Source organism: Rhodococcus sp. NPDC006774, from assembly GCF_040636045.1.
Classification (GTDB): domain Bacteria; phylum Actinomycetota; class Actinomycetes; order Mycobacteriales; family Mycobacteriaceae; genus Rhodococcoides.
In genome coordinates this window covers 177897-191802 of record NZ_JBEYIW010000001.1, presented here as the reverse complement: position 1 = coordinate 191802, position 13906 = coordinate 177897, and the positions used below count along the sequence as shown (strand labels likewise).

The following is a 13906-nucleotide window of genomic DNA, read 5'->3' as shown; positions in this document are numbered from 1 at the left end:
ATGCCGATCAACGAGACCCTCTCGCAGTACAGCGACTGGTCCTTCGAATCAGCGTTCACCATCTACGTGCTCGCATTCGTCCTGCTCATCGCCCAGTACGCCTCCGCCAAGGCGACGGCCGTCCAGGCCAAGGAACTCGTCGGTGCCGGTGCCCCCGTTGCCGACAGCCGACCGGGACGCGTCGTGGAAACGCCGAAGCGACCGCTCTCCGATCGACTCGCAGGCATGGGCTTCGCACTGCTCGCCCCGGCCCTCGCACTGCACATCGCCTCGGTGGTGCTCCGCGGCTTCGCCACCCACCGCTTCCCACTCGGCAACATGTACGAGTTCGTCACCATGGCCACCGCAGCCGCGGCCCTCACCTCGGTGGTCGCGCTGCGCAAGAAGACGATGCGCCCGATGCTCGTATTCGTCCTCGCGCCGATCATCGTGCTGATGTTCTTCGCCGCCACCAAGCTCTACGCAGACGCCGCTCCGGTCGTGCCCGCGCTGCGCTCGTACTGGCTGCCCATCCACGTCACCATCGTCAGCGTCGGCAGCGGCATTCTGCTGGTCTCCGGCGTCGCCTCCCTGCTGTTCCTGCTGCGCATCAAGCAGCCCCTCGGTGAGGAAAGCCTGGGATTCTGGGGCAAGTTCGCCTCCAAGCTGCCCGACGCCCAAGCCCTCGACCGACTCGCCTACAAGACGACCATCGTCGCCTTCCCGCTCTTCGGAGCCGGCGTCATCCTCGGCGCAATCTGGGCCGAAGCCGCATGGGGACGTTTCTGGGGCTGGGATCCCAAAGAGACGATGTCGTTCATCACCTGGATCATCTACGCCGCCTACCTGCACGCCCGCGCCACCTCCGGATGGCGCAACACCCGCGCCGCCTGGATCAACATCGCAGGATTCACCGCCATGCTCTTCAACCTCTTCATCATCAACATGGTGGTCTCGGGACTGCACAGCTACGCGGGACTGAACTGACCTTCTCCTCGTTCACAAGCTCCACTCCTGAACCTTCGGGTCGTTCCGCGGGCTCCACTCTCGCCTGACAGCTGGTAGCGTCCGATCCGGCTCGATGGGGGACACATCCGAGCACGGATCTTCGATGTGGGACGCGAACTGGGGGGAATCGGTCATGGCCGATCGGCACGAGAACAACTGGCAACCCGTCCGGCCACTGGACGACGACGTCCCCGAAGAACACGTGCCCCTGCCGGCGACACCTCCCGTTCGATCCGATCTGGCGGCCGGCGCAACCGCCGCCGTAGCCGAGCCGGAGGCCAAGGCCGCGGCGCAGCGAGAGCCATTTCGATCGACCCCCATCACCATGCCGCCCGAAAGCGTCGACAATCCGCCCGTATCGCAGCCCGAGCCCGCGCCGACACCGCCGCCGGTTCCTGCACCGAGGGCCGCCGAATCCGCTGCCCAACCGAAGGACGGGTCTGCACCGGCGAAGGAGGCCGCGGTCGCCGCGACCCCGGCCGAAGTAGGCAAGACCGCAACGGCAACACCGTCGACGCCCGTGGCACCGCCGAAGACCCCCGTGAAACCAATTCCTGCACCCTCACCGCCCGAAGCCGGGCAGATCCTAAGCCCGCCCGTCGTATCGGGACCGCCCCCGCCGCAGGTCCCGGTGTCTCAGAACCCGGTGTCTCAGAACCATTGGGCTCCGCAGAATTTCGGTGGGGCGCAGAATTTCGGTGGGTCGCAGAATCAAGCTGGGGCGCAGAACAATTGGGTACCGCAGAACCAGCATGGGCAGTTCGCGCCGGAGGGGCAATGGAATCCCCAGAATCAGTGGAACGCCCAGAATCAGTGGGGGCCTCAGCCCGGTCAGTGGCCGCAACCGCAGCATCAGCATCAACATCAGACACATCCGAGCCAGCCTCAGCCGCTTGGGCATGGCCCGGGCGACGCGTTGATGGTCGCGCCAGGAGCGATGCCGGCCATTGACCCGAGTCGGACGGGTGAGCACCTGGTCCCGCAGCAGGTGTCCTCGCTCGACCTCGGCAGTTCGTTGCTCGTCCGATCAGGGAATGCGCCACCGGTGTCGGGGTGGCGTCGGGCGCTGTATTCGATGTCCCGTGGTCGTCTGGATGTGGGTAACAGTGCCACCCAGCAGCGACGCCTGGCTTTGACCGCGCAGGTGGATCGGCCCCTTGCCGGGTGTTATCGCGTCGCGGTGCTGTCGCTGAAGGGGGGTGTCGGTAAGACCACGACGACGGCCACACTCGGCTCGACGTTCGCCGAGATTCGAGGTGATCGGGTGATCGCTATCGATGCCAACCCCGATCGTGGAACGCTGGGGCAGAAGGTACCGCCAGAGACGACCGCCACCGTTCGTAACCTGTTGCGCGACATACAGTCTCTGGACCGCTACAGCGACGTCAGGGCCTACACGTCGCAGAATGTGCATCGGCTGGAAGTACTGGCATCCGATTCGGATCCGGCGGCTTCGGAGGCGTTCAGCGGTGAGGATTACGATCGCGCCGCGTCGCTGTTGGAGAAGTTCTACAGCATCGTCATCACGGACTGCGGCACCGGTCTGATGCACTCGGCCATGGAGAGCATTCTCCAGGGAACCGACACTCTGGTGGTGGTCAGCTCGGCCTCGGTGGACGGCGTACGGAGTGCATCGGCAACGTTGGATTGGCTGGATGCGCACGGCTACCGCGAACTGGTCGCCAAATCGGTTGCGGTGGTCAACGGGGTTCGGCCGAGAGCCGGAAAAGTCGACCTGCACAAAGTTGTCGAACACTTCGAGCAGCGGTGCGCTCGGGTGCGGACGATCCCGTTCGACCCGCATCTCGAGGAGGGGGCGGAAATCGAACTCGATCGTCTTCGTGGTCGCACACGAAAGGCACTGTTGGAAGTCGCGGCGGCGGTAGCGGCAGGATTCCCCGAGGCACCCACCGCTTCCCACCGCAACTGAGAACTACCGGACCTTACTCACTGGGTTCGGTACCGGCCTCGGTCCCGTCTTTCCCTCCGCGGCGAGCTTCACGGTTGATTCGCCACAGAAAATCGGGATCGTCATCGGGTCCGACAGTGCGGGTCGGTGGAGCCTGGGTGCTGGGTCCGAATGCCTTCCAGAACAGCACGATCACTGCCACCAAGCCGATCAACGCCAATAGATAGATCACGACGCACCTCCTACTACGAGGGTAGCCGTGATGCAACGGCCCCCGCACCCGTCGAGCGTCGAAGATTCCTGAGAATGTTCGATGAGTTCGTCAGGGTGCGGCTACCGCGCGCGGTTCGCTCTCCGGGACTTGTGAATCAGTGGTGTGCGCCGGCCTCCGTCGTCAGAGAGGTCAGCAGTTGCATGACCTCGGTCTCACGGAATCGACGGTGCCCGCCCGGAGTGCGGAGCGATCCGAGGCGGCCGGCGTGTGCCCAGCGTGTCACCGTCTTGGGATCGACGTGAAAAAGCGCGGCTACCTGACCCGGCGTGAGAAGTGAGTCCTGAGCCTTGTGGAATGTGGGTGCGCTCATCTGTCGTGTCCTCCTACGATTCGGTTCGGCGCATATGCGTCGAACCGGAGATATCGGTCTGCTGCGTTCGATCCCCATGGTTGCACTCGAACCCCTAGGTACTCGACTGATACAAGGTTGGTAAAGGGGAGGTAATGGACAAATCGGTCATGCCGGGGGTGGGTCGGAGCACCGGCCGAGCCCGGTAGATTGGGACCCGTGAGTGACGCGACGAATGCCGACAGCAACGATCCGACCAGCGAAAATGTCGCGCCAGGTAGGTCGGCGAAGAAGTCTCTCGCCGTCAACCTCGGTGTCTACACCTTCGCGCGACTGGCGCTCGTCATCGTGATCGCCGCCGTCATCGTCGGCGTCGGTTTACTCTTCGGCGTCGAAGTTCCGGTGCTCGTGGCCGCGATTTTCTCGGTGCTGATCTCGCTGCCACTGTCGCTGCTCTTGTTCAAGAACATGCGCATCCGCGTGAACGAATCCATCGCAGCCGTCGACGAGGACAGGCGCGCCGCCCGCGCGGACCTGCAGTCGAAGCTGCGCGGTGAAGACGGCAAGAAATGACCAGGTCGGTCGATCACTCCGGATCACGGGCATGGGTCGACAACGCGGTCCGGTTGATCGAGGCCGATTCCCAGCGCAGCGCCGACACGCACCTGCTGCGATACCCCCTCCCCGCAGCCTGGGGAATCTCGCTGTACCTCAAGGACGAGTCGACGCACATCACCGGCAGCCTGAAGCATCGGCTGGCTCGGTCGCTCTTTCTGTACGCAATCTGCAACGGCTGGGTCACCGAACGCACCACGGTGATCGAGGCATCGTCGGGCTCCACTGCCGTCAGTGAAGCGTATTTCGCCGGACTGCTCGGACTGAAGTTCGTCGCCGTGATGCCACGGAGCACCAGCCCGGCCAAGGTCGCACTCATCGAGTCCCACGGCGGAAGGTGTCACTTCGTCGATCGGCCCGGCGAGATGTACACCGAGGCGCATCGACTCGCGGCCGAGCCCGACAGTCACTACATGGACCAGTTCACGCACGCCGAACGGGCCACCGACTGGCGCGGAAACAACAACATCGCGGAGTCCATCTTCGACCAACTTCGGCTCGAGGAATGCCCCATTCCCGACTGGGTGGTCGTCGGCGCGGGGACCGGAGGAACCAGCGCCACCATCGGCCGCTACATCCGATATCGCAGGCATGCAACGCAGTTGGCAGTGGTGGACCCCGAGAATTCGGCGTTCATCGGCGGCTACGAGTCCGGAGACGCGGGCTACGAGACAGGACTGTCCTCCCGGATCGAGGGCATCGGCCGACCGCGCGTGGAACCCTCGTTCGTCGGCCAGGTGATCGATCGCATGATCGCAGTGCCCGACGCCGCCTCCGTGGCCGCGGCACGATTCACCTCGGACGCACTCGGCAAACGGGTGGGCGGTTCGACGGGCACCAACATCTGGGGTGCCTTCGGATTGATCGCGGAGATGATCGCCGCAGGCCGCAGTGGCAGTGTGGTGACGCTGCTGTGCGACGGCGGAGATCGGTATTCGCAGACCTACTTCGACGACACCTGGGTCTCGAACCAGGGGATGGATCTCGACGAACCGACCGCAGCCCTCGAACAGTTCATTCGTACCGGGGTGCTCTGAGGCGAGCTACTTGCTCACCGCCATCGATGCCGCCGCAGTTGCAGCGGACACCGCCCCGACCGCCGGCCAGGCACCGATCTTCTTGGCCAGCGGGTGCGAAGCACCGAACGCAACGAGGTAGGTCCCGAGCAGCACACCGGCGCGGGTCGAACCGGAAGACTTCTGCCACCGAGTCGTACATGCCACGCCGACGGCTGCCAGAACCGCTCCGCCGAGCTGACGATTCTGCGACTTCCGGGCAACGGCGAAGCCGCCGAGCAGACCTCCGGCAGCGAGTGCGGACGTGGCAAGTGAGCGACGAGAGTCGGTGGTGAGCATGGTCATCACCCTAGCCGCGCCTGCACCCGCAGGCTCCTCGCCAAGTGGTCTCGTTGCTCGATCACCAAGCGCCGCAGGGCCGCCGGTGCCCATTCGTGCTCGGCGATCCAGCTGTCCGCGGCCTCCGTCGACGACTGCTGCGGGAACAGGCGGACGACGATTCGCCTGGCGATCTCGATGCTGCGCGAGGTCCACAACGAGGAGATGGACTCGAAGTACCGGTTGTCGTAAGGCTGGGTCAGGTCCGGTCGGTGCCCCGCTCCGAAGCCGGTGATGAAGGCGTCGAGAACATCGTTGGACGCATCGTCGCGCTCGGTGATCGCAGTCCACGCCCTCGCTTTGACCTCGGCATCGGGTATCGCCGTCGACGCTGCGGTGTGCGCGGTACGTCCCGACGAGGTGTCGTCGGAGGCCAGCTCTGCGTCGAGCTCGGCCGAGGTCGCGTTCCCTGTTGCGGCCAGGGCCAACCAGAACGACCAGCGCTGGTCGGGATCGAGACGTAGGCCCGACACCGTAGCCGTGCCGTCGAGAAGTGCGCGCAAGTCGGCTGCGCGGGAGCCGTCGAGTTGGGCTGCGGCCGCAGTGGCTCGCGCCCACACCAACTGGGTATCGCTCCCAGGCTCGCTCGCGTGCAGTTGCGTCCACGACGCCTCGAGCCACTGCCGGATCGGTTCGGCCCGTCGGTCCTTCGGGAGGTAGTGCTCGAGGGTGTACGCCACGTTCGCCGTGACCGCTGACAGCAGGCCGATCTTGGGTTCGTTCGGTGCGAATTGGGTTGCAATGTCGATGTATTCGAGTGCAGACAGCTCGGCGTCACGGGTGGAGTTCCACAGCGCCGACCACACCAGGCCTCGGGCGAGAGGATCGACGATGCGATCGAGGTGGTTCCGCACGGTGGTAGTCGAGCGCTCGTCGAATCGGATCTTGGCGTACGTCAGGTCGTCGTCGTTGAGCAGAACCAGCGCGGCATCGGGAAAGTCGACCGGCGTTCGTGCCTCGGTGATGTCGAGCTCTCGACGGTCGGTTCTCGTCAGATTCCCGGCCTCGTCGAGGTCGTAGAGCCCGACGGCAATTCGGTGAGGCCGCGGATCTGTCTGCTCGACGGCATCGCCGGTGTAACTGAGCGTGGAGACACCGGTGGTCTGCAGCCATGCTGCAGCCCAGGTGTCGAGGTCGCGTCCGCTCGCGGTGGACATGTCGCTCAGCAGATCGGTCAGTGTGGTGTTCCCGAAAGCATGGGTGCGGAAGTAGGTGCGGGACGCTGCGAAGAAGGCGTCTGCACCCACGAACGCTCCGAGTTGTTTGAGGACACTCGCCCCCTTGGCGTAGGTGATGCCGTCGAAGTTGAGCTTCGCGGCCTCGAGGTCGGTGATGTCCGCGACGATCGGGTGGGTGGTCGGGAGCTGATCCTGCAGGTACGCCCACGCTTTCCGCCGATTGGCGAAGCTGACCCAGGCATCGGTGAATCGGGTGGCCTCGGCCGACGCGTACGCACCCATGAAGTCCGCGAAGGATTCCTTGAGCCACAGGTCATCCCACCACTGCATCGTGACGAGGTCGCCGAACCACATGTGCGCCATCTCGTGGAGAATCGTGTTTGCGCGGGCCTCGTACTGAGCTTCGGTTGCCGCAGAACGGAATACGTACGATTCGGTGAACGTGACGAGGCCGGGATTCTCCATCGCGCCGAGGTTGTACTCGGGGACGAAGATCTGGTCGTACTTTCCGAACGGGTACGGGTAGTCGAACTTGTCGTGGAAGAAGTCGAGGCCCCGCTTCGTGGTGTCGAAGATGTCCTCGGCGTCGAAGTACTCGGCGAGAGACGCCCGGCAGTAGGCACCGAGGGGGACGGTGAGTTCGCCTCGCGTCCAGGATGATTGGACCCGGTGATACGGACCGGCCGCAACTGCGGTGATGTAGGTCGAGATCGGCAGGGTCGGCGCGAAGGTGGTGACCGTGTCGGCGGTGACTCCCGCGCGGTTCGACAGCACGGTCCACGTCGGTGGAGCCGTGACCGTCAGAGTGAATGGGGCTTTGAGGTCCGGTTGCTCGAAGTTCGCGAACACCCGGCGTGCATCGGCCGGTTCGTACTGCGTGTAGAGGTAGACGTTGTCGTCGACGGGATCGACGAACCGATGTAGTCCTTCACCCGACCGGCTGTACCGTCCCTGCGCACGAATCCGGACGATGTTGTGCTCGGCGAGCCCGACCAGTTGAATCCGTGAGCCGTCGTAATCGACCGCCGTGTCGATGCCGTTCACGGTGACTTCGTCGACTGCTGCACCGATGAAATCCACCCATGTCGCAGCCGTGGTCGCGTCGAATTCGATGGTTGTCACGGTCTCGAAAGTGTCGAGGTCCGCATCCTCTGCGCGTAGAAGATCCAGGTGAACGCGGTAATTCACCCCGCTGATGTGGCGCGATCGCCTACGAGTTTCGGTCCGGGTCAGATTCGCGGTGCTCACCGAACCAACCCTATGCGATCGGTTTTCACAGGGTCGGCGCGGTGAAGTAGTGGTTCCCGAGAGGGTCGACGATATGAAGGACACCTTCCGGCAGTAGTTCGGTGCGCCAGAGCTTGCGCGTTTTGAGGTTGTGGTGGAGCCGGCAGCGTGGTCCGATGTTCGTCTGGATCGTCCAGCCCCCTCGCTCCGGATTCTGCCGATCGAATTCGACGATGTGGTCGAGGTCGCACCGCTCCGAAGGCACGTTGCAGCCAGGATGCAGGCAGTACGGATGTTCGGCCCGAACCTGCGCGGCAAGGGCCCTGCTCGGCGCGTAGGTCAGTGCCCCCGGCGGCGGGGTCGTCATGCCTCCGTGTCCGTCAGGGTGTAGGGCGTGGACTGCGCGAGGATTGTTCTCGACGATGGCACGCCAGCGTTCGATCAAGGTCCCTCCGCCCGGTCTCGATCGAGTCGTTGTATCGGGTGGGAGTGGGTCCGTCGGTGACTTGTCCAGTTTCTCCCTCGTCGGGCGCTCGGGTCCCGGCGGTGCGGAACTCGTTCCCTCGGTGGCTGTTTCACCGGTGGCGTCGGCATTTGCGTCCGAACGTTCGGGCTTCACTGCCACCGGCTCACCGTGTTCGGGAGCCTCGGTATCCGCGACGTCACCTCGAGAGGTCAGGCACGTCGAGCACTCGCACAGCAGTGTCTCGCCGCGCATCAGTGCAGTCTGTGCGTCGCCCCGTCTTTGATCGTCCGAACGCGGATCCTCGGGGTGCAAGCGGGAGACTTCGGCACCGATTCGCGAAAGCTGTTCGTCGGCTTCGCCGTCGGTCATCACGGCGGTGAGGCTCGACAGTCCTCGTGCCCGTCGACGAACCCGGATGCGCTTCTCTGTGCGCGCGGCACGCTTGCGTACTTCGCGGTCCCAATCCGGATCGGCTTCGGTGAGCAGTCGGTCGATCTCGCGACCCAGGGTGCCCGGTGCCATTTCTGCGGCAGCTTTGAGAACCTCGGCTTCGATGGCGACGACTGTTTCCGGACGCGCATGAAGCAGATGGTCGTGGATCGTCTTGACCCGCTCCATGTCGAGCGAGCCGTCGATGAAACTGTTCCGTACGAGGGGACGCAGTTGACGCCACATTTGAAGCTTGTTGTGAACGGCGGCGAAGGTGGACGACAGTGCCGCAGCAAGTTCGCAGATAGCCGAGCTGTAGAGATCCTTTTCGGTCACTCCTGTGTCCCACGGCGAGGCGCATAGTGTTCGGCCATGAACGTAGTCGTCCATGAGCGCCAGTTCCGATGCTGCGGCGGCGTTTATCGTCCGGCGCGCACCGAGAATGTCGGCGAGTGCACAGTGATCGTCCGCCATCCACGTCGACTCGCGTAGCCCCATGTCACCCCCCAGCGACGAAGAGTCGAACTCGTATTCGACCCGTTGCCGAGAAGTGTAGAACCGGGCACCGACAAGTTCTGATCACGAGACGATCATCGCGAGCGAACGGCTAAGGCGACATCGAGAGCCAGCAGGTAGTGATTGATGTCGATCGCTGCCCGAGAGCCAGCTGCTGCCGAATTGATCAATTGTGCCGGCGAGTCCGAGACGTTGCCCGCTGCCCACAGTCCGTCCACGCTGGTGCGGCCGGTCGGTTCGGTTGCCACCCATCCGTTCTCCAGCTGCGCGCATCCGATTCGGGTGAGCAGACTGTCGTTGGGGACGAACGTCGGGCCGACGAAGACGACCGCTCTGGGAACGGCGGTGCCGTCGACAAGTTCCACGCCTTCGACTACGCCGTCTTCCGCGACGAGCCGAGACACCGGTACGTCCACGATTCCGACGGACCGGGCGTCGAGTCCGATCCGTTCGTCTTCGGTCAGTTCGATCCCGTTGGTGAAGAAGATGACGTCCGACGACCATTGGCGAATCAGCGAGGCCTGATGGACGGTGAACGGTCGATTGGATCCGCCGATCACGGCAATGGGTTGATCTCGCACCTCGTAGCCGTGGCAGTACGGGCAATGCAAGACCCCCGAGCCCCAGTGCTCGCGTACGCCCGGAATGTCGGGCAGTTCGTCCCGCAGCCCCGTGGACATCAATACCGATCTGGAATCGAGGACCGAGCCGCTCTCGAGGTGCACCGCGAAACTATCGTCGATGCGAGTGACGTTGCCCTGCAGAATCTCTCCGCCGTATCGGATGACCTCGTCGCGGCCGGCCTCGCGTAGCTCGTTGGGGGATGCGCCATCACGCGACAGAAAACCGTGAACGTGATCTGCAGGCGCATTGCGTGGATGCCCGGCGTCGACGAGGACCACCCGTCGTCGTGCGCGAGCCAGCAGTGTCGCGGCACTGAGTCCGGCGGGGCCGCCGCCGATCACCACGGTGTCGTACGTCAAGACGCCTCCTCGTGAATGAGTCGATGAGATGAATTAGGCTGTGAACGTAGCAGAACTGTCAACCGGTTAACAATATTGGTGGTGACGATGACCGACGCATCGCTTCGTGAGCTGACCTGCGCACGGTGGGCGGAGTTCAACCCCGACCTCGACGCCTCGCCGATGCAGGTGGTTGCCCAGATCAAGCGCATCGTCGCGCTCCTCGAGCTGGCCGTCGAACCGATTTACGCCGAGGCCGGCGTCACGGTGGCCGAAGTCGAATTGATGGTGCCGTTGCGCTACGGCACCGAACCCGTGACGGCAGTTCGGTTGGCCGAATTGCTCGGCATGACGCGCGCCGGAGTCAGCAAGGCGTTGGGAAAGCTCGAACGTCGCGGCTTCCTCGAGCGCGTGCAGAATGCAGAGGATCGGAGGTCTGCGTCGATCACGTTGACCGACGCGGGCAAAGATGTTGTGGACGAGGTCTTTCCGCGCGAGCTCGCGGCTCACGGCCGATTGTTCGACGCGTTGGGTGCGCGACGGGAGCGGGTCCTCGAAGCCCTCGATGTATTGGCCGAGTCGATGGAGGACGGTGTGTCCTCGCAGTGACGACTCCATCGGCCTGCGACGCCGCTACGCTCGGCATCACGTGCAGGGCAATCCCGGAGGCGGCACAGTGAACACCTTTCAGAAGTCGGCAGCAGCGTTCAACAAGGTTTTTGTGGTCGTCATGAAGGCACCGGTACTCGACAGAGTGCTGGGGCGGTCGATGGGAATCCTGACCTACACCGGCCGAAAATCCGGCAAGGAGTTCTCACTGCCTGTGGCCTACAAGCGAACGGGCAATCACGTGAAAGTTGCGGTGGCCGTGCCGGACAAGAAGAACTGGTGGCGAAATTTCGAGAATGACGGCGGTCGAGTCGATGTCGACCTCGGCGGCGTCCATCATTCCGGCCTTGCCGTGGCGACTCGTGACGATCGTGGGCGAGTAACTGTCGACATCGACTTGGAGCGCTGAATACGTCGTAGCCGTGGGGCGCTGACGAACCCTACGATGGCGCCATGAACTTTTTGATTCGGCTCGTGATCAATGCCGTTGCAATCTGGGTTGCCAAGGAATTCGTGGATGGCATCACTGTCACCAGCTCGGGGCGCGGCGATGGGTGGGACATCGTGGTCCTGCTCGGTATCGCGGCCGTGTTGACGGTCGTCAATGCGTTCATCAAACCGCTGGTGCAGCTCATGTCGCTGCCACTGCTGATTCTGACTCTCGGGCTGTTCACTCTCGTGATCAACGCGTTGATGCTGTTGTTGACGGGTTGGCTGTCGTCGCAGACCGGCTACGGCCTCGAGATTGTCGGGTTTGCCGCGGCGTTCTGGGGCGCGATCATCATCTCGATCGTGAATTTTCTGCTGGGCGCGTTCGTTCCCGACAAGCGCTAGGCGAAGGCCAACGCCACGCCGGTGCTCGCGCCCCAGACGAGCATCGCCAGGCCCGAATCGCGCAGTGCAGGAATCAGCTCGAATCCGTGAGCTCCCTTGCGCACCGGGGAATTCGCGCGAGCGGCGAAGGGGAGCGCGAGCAGGCCGACCAGTGCCCATGGGGTGCGAGCGATCAGAGCGACGGTCATTGCGAACGGCACGACCAGTAGTGCGAGATGCAGGTAGCGGGTGCGGGCGTCGCCCAATCGCACTGCGAGAGTGAGCTTCCCGGATTCGGTGTCGGTGGGGATGTCGCGAAGGTTGTTGGCAACCAGGACTGCACTCGAGAACGATCCGACGGCCACCGCTGCCAGTACTCCCGCCCAGTCGATCGTCTCGGCCTGCACGAACTGGGTGCCGAGAACCGCAACGAGACCGAAGAACACGAACACGGCGATCTCACCGAAACCGCTGTAGCCGTACGGCTTCGAGCCGCCGGTGTAGTACCAGGCGCCGGCGATGCAGACGAGTCCGACGATGACCAACCACCACGCGCTCGTCGCAGCCAGGACCAGTCCGGCCACTGCACCGACTGCGAAGCAACCGATGGCGGCTTTCTTGACGGCTCCGGCGGACGCGGCCTTCGAACCGACCAGCCTGAGGGGCCCGACTCGATCGTCGTCGGTGCCGCGGATTCCGTCGGAGTAGTCGTTGGCGAAGTTGACGCCGACGATCAGAGCCAACGAGACGATCAACGCCAGCAGCGCCTTCCACCACACTCCTCCGTCCAGCGACACGGCCGCACCGGTGCCGACGAGGACAGGGGCGATCGCGTTCGGGAGTGTGCGCGGTCGCGCACCTTCGATCCATTGCGCAGTGGTGGCCATGAGCGAGGATCTTTCCGTATCTGTCCGACGGGTGAGAACGCGGCCGGTCAGAACGGCAGGCGCGGCAATACCGGTAACGGGATGACGGGCATCTGAACGCCCGGAATCTGTGGCAGGGGCACGGTCGGGGCAGGCGGAGGTGCAGGCGGGTAGTAGTGCGGCTGCTGGTACTGCACGTAGGGCGAGGAATCGGCGGCAGCAGCCGGAGGCGCGGTGGTGGTCGGTGGGGGAGGTGGGATGTCTGGGATCGGTGACGATGTGGCCGTCGTGGTGCTGGAGGCCGCAGGCGTGGTGGTTCGCGGAACCGAATCACCGACGCTGGCGGGGGTGCTCAGCGGTTGACTCTCGTCGCTGGATCCGAGTGCGGTGAACAGTCCGATCGCGGCGATGACGCCTGCGATCGGTAGTGCGATCATGCCGAGTCGCGCGAGTGCTGGACGGTGCGAGACGAGGGGCGGCACGTGGGTCGCATCGACATGGGTGGCATGCACTGCGGCACCACCGGCGACGACCAGCTCGGGCCTGTCCGGGACGATGACCGGCAGCTGCAGGAAGCGTTCGAGGGTGGCCCGGACCAACGGAACGTTGGACGTCCCGCCGATGGCGATGACGGCGTCGGGATAGAACTCGGCTTCGCGACCGAGTCGGCGCACCGTCTCGGCGGCCTCCTCGGTGGAGCGTGCAATCGACAGCTCGAAGATGTGGCGCTCGAGGAGGATGTGCTCGCCATCGGGTGTGCTGGTGGTCAGGTGCGAGGACAGTGCTTCCTTGATTCCGCGGCAGAAGGCCGTCAGCGCACTGTCTTCGTCCGGAGATTGGGGCGGACGCACTATGCCGAGACCGAGTATGTGTTCCCGGACCACTGCATCGAAGGAGGCGCCGCTGATGGCCGTGGATCGCGCCGAACCGTAGGAGCGGCCGGACTCGACGTCCACGATGTCGACGTCGACTCCGGTTTCGCCTGCGTCGAACAACGCGATCGTTCGGTGGTGGGAGGGGAGCCCTGGGCGTAGGTACTCCATTGCCGCGCCGGTCTTGTCGATGAGGTGGACGTCGGAGACGTACTCCTCGGCCAGCGCGTCGGCGATCTCGGTGCGTTCCTCGGGGATTCGATAGGCGACGCCGAGTGATTGGGGCGCGTCCGGACTGTCGACGACGCCGCGGACGACGCGCGCGACGTCGGATGCCGTGGGGGAGAGCTGCCAGTCGTCGAACGGGGTGCCGTCGGTCCATGCGCCGTCTTCGGTGGTCCGCGCCGTGCGAATGCCGCACGTGCCCAGGGACACACCCACTGACGAACGCATCGCTTCTCCGGCCTCTCCATTTCGGTGACGGTGTTCAGGTATTAAGA

At 64.3% G+C, this 13906-nt stretch carries 15 protein-coding genes; 7 read left to right on the top strand and 8 right to left on the bottom strand.

The genetic code is table 11. From position 1 onward, the window contains the following. The gene (gene ccsB, locus ABZ677_RS00945; protein ID WP_037187018.1) at positions 1-966 is read left to right on the top strand and encodes a c-type cytochrome biogenesis protein CcsB; all 966 of its coding nucleotides are present in this window, start codon (positions 1-3) and stop codon (positions 964-966) included. 940 nt (positions 967-1906) lie between these two features. Then, positions 1907-2917, top strand: coding sequence for a MinD/ParA family protein (locus ABZ677_RS00940; protein ID WP_358366505.1), 1011 nt, complete (start codon positions 1907-1909; stop codon positions 2915-2917). A gap of 13 nt (positions 2918-2930) precedes the next feature. Here ABZ677_RS00940 and ABZ677_RS00935 read toward each other — a convergent pair whose 3' ends face one another. Together ABZ677_RS00935 and ABZ677_RS00930 are read right to left on the bottom strand one after the other, a co-directional pair. After that, complete coding sequence (locus tag ABZ677_RS00935) at positions 2931-3128, bottom strand: hypothetical protein (protein ID WP_032393904.1); 198 nt, start codon at positions 3126-3128, stop codon at positions 2931-2933. Positions 3129-3264: 136 nt separating this feature from the next. Beyond that, complete coding sequence (locus ABZ677_RS00930; protein WP_037187021.1) at positions 3265-3480, bottom strand: BldC family transcriptional regulator; 216 nt, start codon at positions 3478-3480, stop codon at positions 3265-3267. 198 nt (positions 3481-3678) lie between these two features. Between ABZ677_RS00930 and ABZ677_RS00925 the strand changes: the two genes are divergently transcribed. Together ABZ677_RS00925 and ABZ677_RS00920 are read left to right on the top strand one after the other, a co-directional pair. Continuing rightward, a complete protein-coding gene (locus tag ABZ677_RS00925) occupies positions 3679-4032 on the top strand; it encodes a DUF4229 domain-containing protein (RefSeq protein ID WP_082323524.1) in 354 nt (117 codons plus the stop codon). After that, entirely contained in the window at positions 4029-5111 is a 1083-nt protein-coding gene (locus tag ABZ677_RS00920) for a PLP-dependent cysteine synthase family protein (protein WP_037187023.1), read from the top strand. The genes ABZ677_RS00925 and ABZ677_RS00920 overlap by 4 nt, the downstream gene beginning before the upstream one ends. Before the next feature lie 6 nt (positions 5112-5117). On the opposite strand, the gene ABZ677_RS00915 is transcribed toward ABZ677_RS00920, so the two are convergent. From ABZ677_RS00915 to ABZ677_RS00900, 4 genes are all read right to left on the bottom strand, one after another. Then, positions 5118-5429: a hypothetical protein gene (locus ABZ677_RS00915; RefSeq protein WP_037188675.1), complete on the bottom strand. Its 312-nt coding sequence runs from the start codon at positions 5427-5429 to the stop codon at positions 5118-5120. A 5-nt stretch (positions 5430-5434) separates the two neighbouring features. Next, positions 5435-7894: an aminopeptidase N gene (pepN, locus tag ABZ677_RS00910; protein WP_358366258.1), complete on the bottom strand. Its 2460-nt coding sequence runs from the start codon at positions 7892-7894 to the stop codon at positions 5435-5437. Between the two features lie 25 nt (positions 7895-7919). Beyond that, entirely contained in the window at positions 7920-9266 is a 1347-nt protein-coding gene (locus ABZ677_RS00905; RefSeq protein WP_358366257.1) for a DUF222 domain-containing protein, read from the bottom strand. Positions 9267-9358: 92 nt separating this feature from the next. Beyond that, positions 9359-10267, bottom strand: a complete 909-nt coding sequence (locus ABZ677_RS00900) for an NAD(P)/FAD-dependent oxidoreductase (RefSeq protein WP_358366256.1) — start codon at positions 10265-10267, stop codon at positions 9359-9361. A gap of 87 nt (positions 10268-10354) precedes the next feature. Here ABZ677_RS00900 and ABZ677_RS00895 point away from each other — a divergent pair, with 87 nt between their 5' ends. From ABZ677_RS00895 to ABZ677_RS00885, 3 genes are read left to right on the top strand one after another with little or no spacing between them, the layout of a single operon-like run. Then, complete coding sequence (locus ABZ677_RS00895; RefSeq protein ID WP_094741205.1) at positions 10355-10855, top strand: MarR family transcriptional regulator; 501 nt, start codon at positions 10355-10357, stop codon at positions 10853-10855. Continuing rightward, the gene (locus ABZ677_RS00890; RefSeq protein WP_358366255.1) at positions 10839-11264 is read left to right on the top strand and encodes a nitroreductase/quinone reductase family protein; all 426 of its coding nucleotides are present in this window, start codon (positions 10839-10841) and stop codon (positions 11262-11264) included. The genes ABZ677_RS00895 and ABZ677_RS00890 overlap by 17 nt, the downstream gene beginning before the upstream one ends. Positions 11265-11308: 44 nt before the next feature. After that, positions 11309-11689, top strand: coding sequence for a phage holin family protein (locus ABZ677_RS00885; RefSeq protein WP_037187032.1), 381 nt, complete (start codon positions 11309-11311; stop codon positions 11687-11689). On the opposite strand, the gene ABZ677_RS00880 is transcribed toward ABZ677_RS00885, so the two are convergent. Continuing rightward, positions 11686-12555: a 1,4-dihydroxy-2-naphthoate polyprenyltransferase gene (locus ABZ677_RS00880; RefSeq protein WP_094632717.1), complete on the bottom strand. Its 870-nt coding sequence runs from the start codon at positions 12553-12555 to the stop codon at positions 11686-11688. The two genes, ABZ677_RS00885 and ABZ677_RS00880, sit on opposite strands and share 4 nt — an antisense overlap. Before the next feature lie 47 nt (positions 12556-12602). Next, positions 12603-13859 carry an Hsp70 family protein gene (locus tag ABZ677_RS00875; RefSeq protein WP_358366254.1) on the bottom strand — a complete coding sequence of 419 codons (1257 nt, stop codon included), beginning with the start codon at positions 13857-13859 and terminating at the stop codon, positions 12603-12605. Positions 13860-13906 lie beyond the last annotated feature (47 nt).